Origin of the sequence: Gelidibacter sp., assembly GCF_035577925.1 — a bacterium.
Lineage (GTDB): Bacteria > Bacteroidota > Bacteroidia > Flavobacteriales > Flavobacteriaceae > Gelidibacter.
On record NZ_DATJCY010000325.1, the window covers coordinates 1 to 9,319 of the forward strand.

General features: G+C 35.6%; 9 protein-coding genes and 1 pseudogene. 5 read left to right on the forward strand and 5 right to left on the reverse strand.

Going from position 1 to position 9,319, the window contains the following annotated elements:
• Both VNJ50_RS12725 and VNJ50_RS12730 read left to right on the forward strand, forming a co-directional pair.
• Positions 1–287, forward strand: a pseudogene (locus tag VNJ50_RS12725) (CPBP family intramembrane glutamate endopeptidase); the annotation flags it as partial.
• A gap of 87 nt (positions 288–374) precedes the next feature.
• Positions 375–1,445, forward strand: coding sequence for an AMP-binding protein (locus VNJ50_RS12730; protein ID WP_325582499.1), 1,071 nt, complete (start codon positions 375–377; stop codon positions 1,443–1,445).
• A 119-nt stretch (positions 1,446–1,564) separates the two neighbouring features.
• On the opposite strand, the gene VNJ50_RS12735 is transcribed toward VNJ50_RS12730, so the two are convergent.
• The 3 genes from VNJ50_RS12735 to VNJ50_RS12745 are packed head-to-tail and all read right to left on the reverse strand — an operon-like array spanning position 1,565 to position 4,929.
• The gene (locus tag VNJ50_RS12735) at positions 1,565–2,455 is read right to left on the reverse strand and encodes a hypothetical protein (RefSeq protein ID WP_325582501.1); all 891 of its coding nucleotides are present in this window, start codon (positions 2,453–2,455) and stop codon (positions 1,565–1,567) included.
• Positions 2,455–3,297, reverse strand: coding sequence for a hypothetical protein (locus tag VNJ50_RS12740; protein WP_325582503.1), 843 nt, complete (start codon positions 3,295–3,297; stop codon positions 2,455–2,457). Before VNJ50_RS12740 ends, VNJ50_RS12735 begins: the two co-directional genes overlap by 1 nt.
• A gap of 3 nt (positions 3,298–3,300) precedes the next feature.
• Positions 3,301–4,929 (reverse strand): acyl-CoA carboxylase subunit beta, encoded by a 1,629-nt coding sequence (locus VNJ50_RS12745; RefSeq protein WP_325582505.1) that lies wholly within the window; start codon positions 4,927–4,929, stop codon positions 3,301–3,303.
• A 182-nt stretch (positions 4,930–5,111) separates the two neighbouring features.
• Here VNJ50_RS12745 and VNJ50_RS12750 point away from each other — a divergent pair, with 182 nt between their 5' ends.
• Positions 5,112–5,396, forward strand: coding sequence for a GNAT family N-acetyltransferase (locus tag VNJ50_RS12750; RefSeq protein WP_325582507.1), 285 nt, complete (start codon positions 5,112–5,114; stop codon positions 5,394–5,396).
• Between the two features lie 71 nt (positions 5,397–5,467).
• Here the strand turns inward: VNJ50_RS12750 and VNJ50_RS12755 are convergent, their stop codons facing one another.
• Positions 5,468–6,646 carry an MFS transporter gene (locus VNJ50_RS12755; RefSeq protein ID WP_325582509.1) on the reverse strand — a complete coding sequence of 393 codons (1,179 nt, stop codon included), beginning with the start codon at positions 6,644–6,646 and terminating at the stop codon, positions 5,468–5,470.
• A gap of 306 nt (positions 6,647–6,952) precedes the next feature.
• On the opposite strand from VNJ50_RS12755, the gene VNJ50_RS12760 reads away from it, so the two are divergent.
• Positions 6,953–7,135, forward strand: a complete 183-nt coding sequence (locus VNJ50_RS12760; RefSeq protein WP_325582511.1) for a CAL67264 family membrane protein — start codon at positions 6,953–6,955, stop codon at positions 7,133–7,135.
• An 82-nt stretch (positions 7,136–7,217) separates the two neighbouring features.
• Positions 7,218–8,909 (forward strand): energy-dependent translational throttle protein EttA, encoded by a 1,692-nt coding sequence (ettA, locus tag VNJ50_RS12765; RefSeq protein WP_325582513.1) that lies wholly within the window; start codon positions 7,218–7,220, stop codon positions 8,907–8,909.
• A gap of 123 nt (positions 8,910–9,032) precedes the next feature.
• Here the strand turns inward: ettA and VNJ50_RS12770 are convergent.
• Positions 9,033–9,319, reverse strand: a 287-nt coding sequence (locus tag VNJ50_RS12770; protein WP_325582515.1) for a transposase, incomplete at its 5' end; no start/stop codon positions are given.

The window sequence follows — 9,319 nt, forward strand, 5'->3', positions numbered from 1 at the left end:
ATAATTTGTTTACCGCTTTATTGGTTACGGCCGATTGGACGGCGTTCCAGACGCATTCCGTTTTAAAGGATATGTCAGATCCTCAAGGCGCAGAATTGATGGAGGTCTTGGTTCCTGTTTTTGTGTTGTTTCCTATGATCCTTTTTATATTATCTAAAGTATATAAATGGACCGATTGGAAAGAGAAGTTGTTTGGTAAAGTTGTGCCGCTTCCTGTTGAAGTATTTAATCCAGCAATAGACGCTCTTGGTGGCACGCAATCAATTAATAAGATTGAAACTGAATAAGTTTATATTTTCATTTTGTTTCTGTAGTAAAATTATACCTTAGCAATACTTAATATGTAATCCATTACCTTTCAAATATCTTATATAATGACGCCAACTTTTGATAAAATACATTTAAAATTCAGATTGAATTCCAATCATTATAATGCCGAAGAGCTTCAGGAAGTAGCCTATAGCTTGGTTAAAGAAGGCGCACCTTATGAGAAAGTAATGGGCGATTTTTTAATTGATTGGTTGGATGGCAAGGATTATATAAAAGTCAAAACTTCAGGCTCGACAGGGCAACCTAAGTTAATGAGAGTGAGCAAGCAAGCTATGGTAAACTCATCTATTGCTACAGGTGATTTTTTTAAGATGAAACCTGGACAAACTGCCTTATTATGTTTGCCGACACATTATATTGCTGGTAAAATGATGTTGGTGAGAGCTATGATCTTAGGTTTGGATCTTGATTTTGTGGATCCGACTACGCGGCCAGATTTTGATCTTAACAAAACCTATGATTTTTGTGCAATGGTTCCTTTACAATTAACCAATTCATTGTCGTCCATCAAAAGAATCAAGACCTTGATTATTGGCGGTGCCGCTATTTCAAAACCTTTGGAAGAAGCCATTCAAGGTTTAAAAACAAAAATCTATGCTACTTACGGCATGACCGAGACGGTTAGTCATATTGCTGTAAAGGCAATGAATGGAAAGCGCAAAATGGATTATTTTAAAGTTTTTCCAAAAGTTAAAATCTCTCAAGATGATCGCGGATGCCTGGTCATCGATGCACCAAAAGTAGCATCTGGGCAACTTGTTACCAACGATGTGGTTAAACTCCATTCGTCTTCCGAATTTGAGTTGTTGGGACGTATTGATAATATGGTCAATTCGGGTGGTGTAAAACTATTTCCCGAACAAATTGAAGCAAAATTAACCGATCACATTAAGGAACGCTTTTTTATAGCTTCGGAACCTGATGAAGAACTGGGTGAAAAGCTCATTCTGATTTTAGAAGGGGATAAAAACAATTTAAAATCGTCCGTATTCAAAAAACTGGAAAAGTTGGAAGTACCCAAGAAAATTTATATGGTGCCTCAATTTAAAGAAACAGCAACTGGAAAAATTCAGCGTAAAGAAACGCTTAAATTAGTACGGAAAGAGGTTCTTTAATAAAAATACCACTGATTAAAGGCAATAATTGAAAGGAGCGAAAACAGAAATTTTATCGCTCCTTTTAATTTTATCTATTACTGTCAAATTCATTCTTCTAAAATAGCCGGTGCAATTAGTTATTCGTTATCTTCATTGTCAGTTACATGAAGGAAAAATATGTGCTGTCCGGTTTTTTGAAAGGTCTCCTTAGCTCTTGCATGTTGTTCTTCAAAAGTTTTAAGATCAGTTCCTTTGCAAATACCATAAGAATAATGATATTTCAAAAGTTCCAAATCCATCTGGCTTAATTCTTTTTTTGGAGAGTAACAATTTGAGAAATAACTTTCACAGTCGAAATCATCAATAAATTTAAAATATCCAAGAGATTTGATGAAAAACTCACGCATTTTATATTGAAGCAATGCATCGCCAAATAAGGCGTTTTTATCTAATCGTATTGCGCCTCTATAAATTTTATTATTATTCCAATATATGTAATAATCAGAAGTTTTATAATTAAACATTCGTGGTTCATATTCATAATCACCAGAATAATAAATGGTGTAATTTGAATCTTCAACATTTTTTACTTCTTTAATACGTAAGGAATCTACTGCTTTGTCAATTTGTTTTACAAATGACATAAAATCTTTTTTTGTTTTTTTCGATACACTTTGCGAAAAGAAAATATTGATGTCATTTTTCCAATATTTCATTGAACTTTTATTACTATAAACGTCATTTTTATGATTGAAAGCTATTTTCTTATAATAATTTAAGAATGTTGAATCCTTAGGTTCATAGGGCACGCTAATACCTTTTGGAGGTGTTTGATCTTCTAATAATACCAAGGTGTCATTTTCTGTAAATCTAAAATTAAGAGTATCATTTTTAGTGAGTGGTTTATCGAACTTGGTTTTGTACATTTTGATAGGCATATAACGCCTTACAGTTGTGATTGTATTATTTTGTGCAAGAACAACGGTAGTAAACAGAAAAAGGACAATTAAAAATATAGCTTGCTTCATTATTTTTGTTTGGATAGGTTATAAAGTTTTAAGAAGGTAGTTCCATTTATTTTCTGCTCATATATATTGTGATAATGCATTTTCAAAATCTTAAGATCAAAATCAGAAAAGTTAGAGGAATTATCATAATGTTTGGATAACAAACTATTGTTGTCAGAAACAAAGCCACCATAGAAACTACCTAAGCTCATAAAAAATAATTGTTTCAATTGCTTGATTACGTCTATATCATTTCTACCATTTATGTTAATACTTAAAATTCCACTGTAAAACTTGTTGTTATCATCCGTTAGCAAGCTATAAGTACCACCGGTAAGAATTGAATTTATATTATTTATTTTATTAGAAATTTCAGAATCGTTCTTATTAGCTTTTATGGGTGTTGTAGTTACTTTTATTTGATAATTAGCATCTTTTAATTTGGATGTAAAGCCTATTTTAAGATTCTTTACATCTTGAATTTGTGAATAAAATTCTTCAAACTGACTACGAACAGTTTTCGGTAAATTTTTGTCTAAATACACAATAATAGGTGCTGCCCATTGTTTAACTTCATAAATAACCTTTGAATTTTTATCAGTAAATAAAAAAACTATCATTCTATAGTGATTCAAAAATCCTTCGTCATCTTCTAAATAAGATTTTAACAATGAAGTGTCAAAATCAGTTTTATAAGATGCGTATAACGTGTCTTTATCAATAATAATATAATGCGACAGGTCTGTCGCAGTCCACGTATCAGGTACAAAAGACAATCGAGGTTTTATACTGTCACAATCAGTTTTTTGACCAAACATGGCAAATGTTATAAATGTGCTAATAATAAATAGATTGTATTTCATCATTTAAACTTGTAAAACACCCATATTAAATTTTTTCTCAATAGGTGCATGGTTGGCAGCTTCAATCCCCATACTGATCCATGTTCTGGTATCTAGCGGATCGATAATAGCATCGGTCCAGAGTCGTGCTGCCGAATAATATGGAGAAACTTGCGCATCATAACGGTCTTTTATTTTGTTAAACAACTGGTCTTCTTGTGCTTTGGTTATATTTTGTCCTTTCTTTTTCAGAGATGCCGTTTCAATTTGGAGCAATACTTTTGCAGCAGAATTGCCGCTCATCACTGCCAGTTCTGCACTTGGCCATGCTACAATCAATCGTGGGTCATAAGCTTTGCCGCACATGGCATAATTACCGGCACCATAACTGTTGCCAATGATAATCGTAAATTTAGGAACGACCGAATTGCTCACGGCATTCACCATTTTTGCACCATCCTTAATAATTCCAGAATGTTCACTTTTACTGCCTACCATAAATCCGGTAACATCCTGCAAAAAGACTAATGGAATTTTTTTCTGATTGCAATTAGCGATAAACCGTGTGGCTTTATCGGCCGAATCATTGTAAATCACGCCGCCAAACTGCATTTCGCCTTTGGCAGTTTTTACGAGTTTTCGTTGATTGGCAACAATACCAACAGCCCAGCCCTCAATACGGGCATAAGCCGTAATAATCGTTTGGCCGTAACCTGCTTTATATTCATCAAACTCAGAGTTATCAACTAGGCGTTTGATAATCTCATACATATCATATTGATCCGATCTGCTTTTTGGAAGAATGCCATAAATATCTTCAGGATTTTCCTTTGGTTTGATGGATTCAATCCGATTGAATCCTGCCTTATCAAAATCGCCTATTTTATCAATGATGTTTTTGATGGTATCTAAAGCATCTTTATCATCTTTTGCTTTATAGTCAGTTACTCCTGAAATTTCGCAATGCGTTGTTGCACCGCCCAAAGTTTCGTTATCAATGGTTTCTCCAATAGCCGCTTTTACCAAATAACTTCCCGCCAAAAAGATACTTCCGGTTTTATCAACAATTAAAGCTTCATCACTCATAATTGGCAAATAGGCGCCACCGGCAACGCAACTTCCCATAACGGCTGCAATTTGTGTAATGCCCATGCTGCTCATAATGGCATTGTTTCTAAAAATACGCCCAAAGTGTTCTTTGTCGGGAAAAATTTCATCTTGCATGGGTAAGTAAACGCCTGCAGAATCTACCAAATAAATAATTGGAAGTCGATTTTCAATGGCAATTTCCTGTGCCCTTAAATTCTTTTTTCCGGTAATAGGAAACCAGGCACCAGCCTTAACCGTTGCATCATTGGCAACTACCATACATTGTTTGCCTCTTATATAACCAATCTTTACAACAACACCTCCAGAAGGACAACCGCCGTGCTCTTCATACATGTCTTCGCCAGCAAACGCTGCAATTTCGATAGATTTTGCTTTTGGATCCAATAGGTAATCAATGCGCTCGCGAGCCGTCATTTTACCTTTTTCATGATGTTTGTCGATACTTTTTTGTCCGCCACCAAGTTTTGTTTTTGCAAGACGCTGGCGTAAAGCCGAGAGTAGAAGTTTGTTGTGATCTTCGTTTTTGTTGAAGTTAAGGTCCATTGCTTTATTTTAGTTTGATGTAAAAATACAAACTTTAAACCTGTTACAAAAGTAGCGAATCATTTGAATCAATATAAATGCGATATCTGTTTAAAGTTGAGTATTCAAATTCGAAGGCGATTAAAATATTTAGTAAATTTGAATGATGATAGTTCATCCAAGTAAATTTAAACGACTTAAATATGGAAGTAAAACATTCAGATAATGGAAAGGCCGGCCAATTTTTTATAGAAGTGGATGGTAAGATTGAAGCAAGAATGACCTATGTATATTCCGACAAAAAACGAATGGTTATAGAGCACACTATTGTCAACGATTCGTTAAGAGGCCAAGGAGTTGCCAGAAAGCTCTTTGATGCTATGGTTGATTATTTGCGCGACAATCACTTTAGGGCCATTCCGCAATGTCCTTATGCCAAATCGGTCTTTGATAAAAACGAAAAGGAATTGGCCGATGTACGCGCTTAAATTCAACATTTAACATCTGTGCAATGGCTATGAAGAGCCATGTTTTATATAAAATGGCCACGAATCGATAATTAAGAAAAAGCTGTGTTTTTAACATTTTTGGACTTTCTCTTTTTTAAAAACTTAATCCCAAAAGCAATCAACACACCCGATCCGGCCATGGCAGCGCCAACCCAATCGGCAGCTGTATAACCATAGCCCATGGCAATTGGCAATCCCGCAAAATAAGCTCCAGATGCATTTCCGACATTAAAGGCACTTTGATTAAGTGACGATCCTAAGGTTTCAGATCCTTTTGATGCTCTGATAATAAGAAGTTGAATTGGTGTAGAGATGGCAAAAGTGACCATACCTATTATAAAGGTCATGACCAATACCAAAACTTTGTCTGATGCGAGAAAAGTGTTGAGGGATAAGCAAAACACCATCAGGGCAAGTACGACAATGACGGTATTAAGAGGTGCAAATTTTTCGGTAAGTTTGGCGCCAATAAAATTCCCGATGACCATGCCCAATCCCGCAAGGATCATGGCATAAGGAACCATGTTTTCGGAGTGACCAGCAACATCCGTAATTAAGGGTGCAATATAACTGTACCAAGCAAAAAAGCCACCTGTTCCAATAGTTGTCAACAAAATAATAAGCCAAAGTTCTGCATGTTTAAATATTTTCAATTCACTTTTAAAATTGGTTCCAGAAGACGTCCTGAGTAAAGGCATCCAAAGTTTTACACTTGTGACTGCAAGAATGCCAACAACACCAACCATTAGAAAGGAAGCGCTCCAGTCAAAGTTTTTGCCCAAATAAGTTCCTAAAGGAACGCCTAAAAGATTGGCAACGGTAAGTCCACTAAACATAATGGCAATACCTTGAGCTTCTTTTCCGGGTTTTGATAATTTACCGGCAACCACAGCGCCAATTCCAAAAAAGGCACCATGAGGCAATCCTGACAAAAAACGTAAAATCATAAAAGAGTTGTATCCTGTAGCAAATGCCGATAAGGTATTAAAAACAGTAAACCACAGCATAAGTGCAAACAATACTTTATTGGCTGGCCATTTGCTGCCAAATCCCGTGAGAATTGGTGCACCAACTACAACGCCCAAAGCGTATGCAGAAATAAAATGTCCGGCATCCGGGATGCTAATGTCAAAGGCAAGTGCTACATCGGGTAAAATTCCCATGATGACAAACTCGGTTAATCCAATGCCAAATCCTCCAATGGCCAATGATAGTAAGGCTTTATTCATTAATTAAGTAGTATTGTTTGTGTGAAAAAATAAGGTGCAAAATTAGTTATTGATCGTCAATTGATAAACGAATTAATGATAATTAAACGTTAATTGAGAAGATGGAGGCATTGCATGTTTATTATTGATAAATTCCTAAAAATAAAGTTATAACCATGCTGTAAATCAATTTTGACGGAATGACTTACACTTAGATATTTGCGATAATCACTTAAAGTCATTTTAGACGGCTTTTAAAAACCACATTTAGGACTGTTTTTATATTAAAATATCAGATATTTGTAGTTCCCTTAAAAACTAGGATTTATGGCAATGAATAAAAACAGTGTTTTGGCGTGGGCCACAACCATCATGATTATAGTTGGAATTGCATTAATTTGTTTAGGTGCATTTAGGTACGATGACGTTGCAGGTTATGGATTTGCATCGGTTGGAATTGGCTTCTTTGCCATTGCGTGGGTATTCAATGCCTTAAAAGGACGGGTGTAATTGTTTATGGCTTTTCTATAGATTTATTGATCTATGTCCAAACGACTTAATTTTATAATAACAAATAACTTATTTTTAAGCAATGAGCGATGATAAAAAGGTGATCTTCTCCATGAGGGGGCTTACCAAGACATTTAAAGGTGCTGATACACCTGTGTTGAAAAACATTCATTTAAGTTTCTTTTATGGAGCTAAAATTGGGATTTTGGGACTTAACGGTTCTGGAAAATCTACACTTTTAAAAATTATTGCAGGACTTGATAAAAACTATCAAGGTGATGTTACCTTTCTTCAGGATTATTCAGTTGGTTTTTTAGAACAAGAACCACAGTTGGATGATGACAAAACCGTGATGGAGGTGGTTCGTGAAGGTGCTGCCGAAACCGTTGCAATTCTGGACGAATACAATAAAATTAATGAGATGTTTGGATTGGAAGAAGTGTATTCCGATCCGGATAAAATGGAAAAATTGATGAACCGTCAAGCAGAATTGCAAGACAAAATTGATGCGACGAATGCTTGGGAACTAGATACCAAATTAGAAATTGCCATGGATGCGCTAAGAACTCCTGATGGTGACAAAAAAATAGGTGTGTTATCTGGTGGAGAACGTCGTCGAGTGGCTTTATGTCGATTATTACTTCAAGAACCAGATGTCTTATTGTTGGATGAGCCTACCAACCACTTGGATGCCGAGTCGGTACATTGGTTGGAAAATCACTTGTCACAATACAAAGGAACCATTATTGCAGTAACTCACGATAGATACTTTTTGGATAACGTAGCAGGTTGGATTTTAGAACTCGATAGAGGTGAAGGCATTCCTTGGAAAGGAAATTACTCATCTTGGTTAGATCAAAAATCGACGCGAATGGCACAAGAAAGCAAAACGGCTTCTAAGCGTCAAAAAACATTGGAACGCGAGTTGGAATGGGTGCGTCAAGGTGCCAAAGGCCGACAAACCAAGCAAAAAGCGCGTTTGAGCAATTATGACAAACTATTAAGTCAAGATCAAAAGCAACTTGACGAAAAATTAGAAATATTTATTCCAAATGGTCCCCGTTTAGGAACCAATGTTATTGAAGCGATTGGTGTTAGTAAAGGTTATGAAGATAAATTGCTTTATGAAGATCTTAATTTTAATTTGCCTCAAGCAGGAATTGTTGGTGTGATTGGTCCCAATGGTGCTGGTAAAACCACTATTTTCAAGATGATCATGGGTGAAGAAACACCAGATAAAGGTGAGTTTAAGGTTGGAGAAACAGCAAAATTAGCTTATGTAGATCAAAAGCATTCAAATATAGATCCAGAGAAATCAATTTGGCAAAACTTTAGTGATGAGCAGGAATTGATTTTGATGGGCGGAAAGCAAGTTAATTCGAGAGCGTATTTGAGCCGTTTTAATTTTTCAGGAAGTGAACAGAATAAAAAGGTAAAACTACTTTCAGGTGGTGAGCGTAACCGACTGCATTTGGCAATGACCCTTAAAGAAGAAGGCAACGTACTGCTTTTAGACGAACCTACCAACGATTTAGATGTCAATACTTTAAGAGCATTAGAGGAAGGTCTCGAAAATTTTGCAGGCTGTGCTGTAGTCATTAGTCACGACCGATGGTTTTTGGACAGAATTTGTACACATATCCTTGCTTTTGAAGGAGATTCACAAGTTTATTTCTTTGAGGGAAGTTTTAGTGAATATGAAGAAAACAAGAAAAAACGTCTTGGTGGCGATTTGACTCCAAAACGGATCAAGTATAAAAAATTAGTTCGCTAGATATAAAAGAGGTCGTCTAAAAAGTAATTTTTAGACGATTTTCTTTTTGGTTAAATTTAACTTTGTATGATAGTTTAAAATACTAGGTTAAAATAGCGTCAATTTAAAATTGAAAAAGTTGGCTTATATGGTCAAGCTATACTTTTTAAGGTTATGAGCCATTGCAATTAGACCTATTTCGACATTTACCTTGTCGATTCCCCTCAACATAAACCGTTTAAAGTTCATGTTCTGTTTTATATTGCCAAAAACAGCTTCAACATCCCAACAACGTTGTTTTCTTTTAGCAATGCCCTGTTCACTTGTTAAAAGTGTCCTAGCTTGGGATTTCAATCGTATCAGGTTATGGTTGCGTTCGATAATTCGATTGTATTTGAATTTATGGCAAAGACTTCTTAATGGGCATCCAT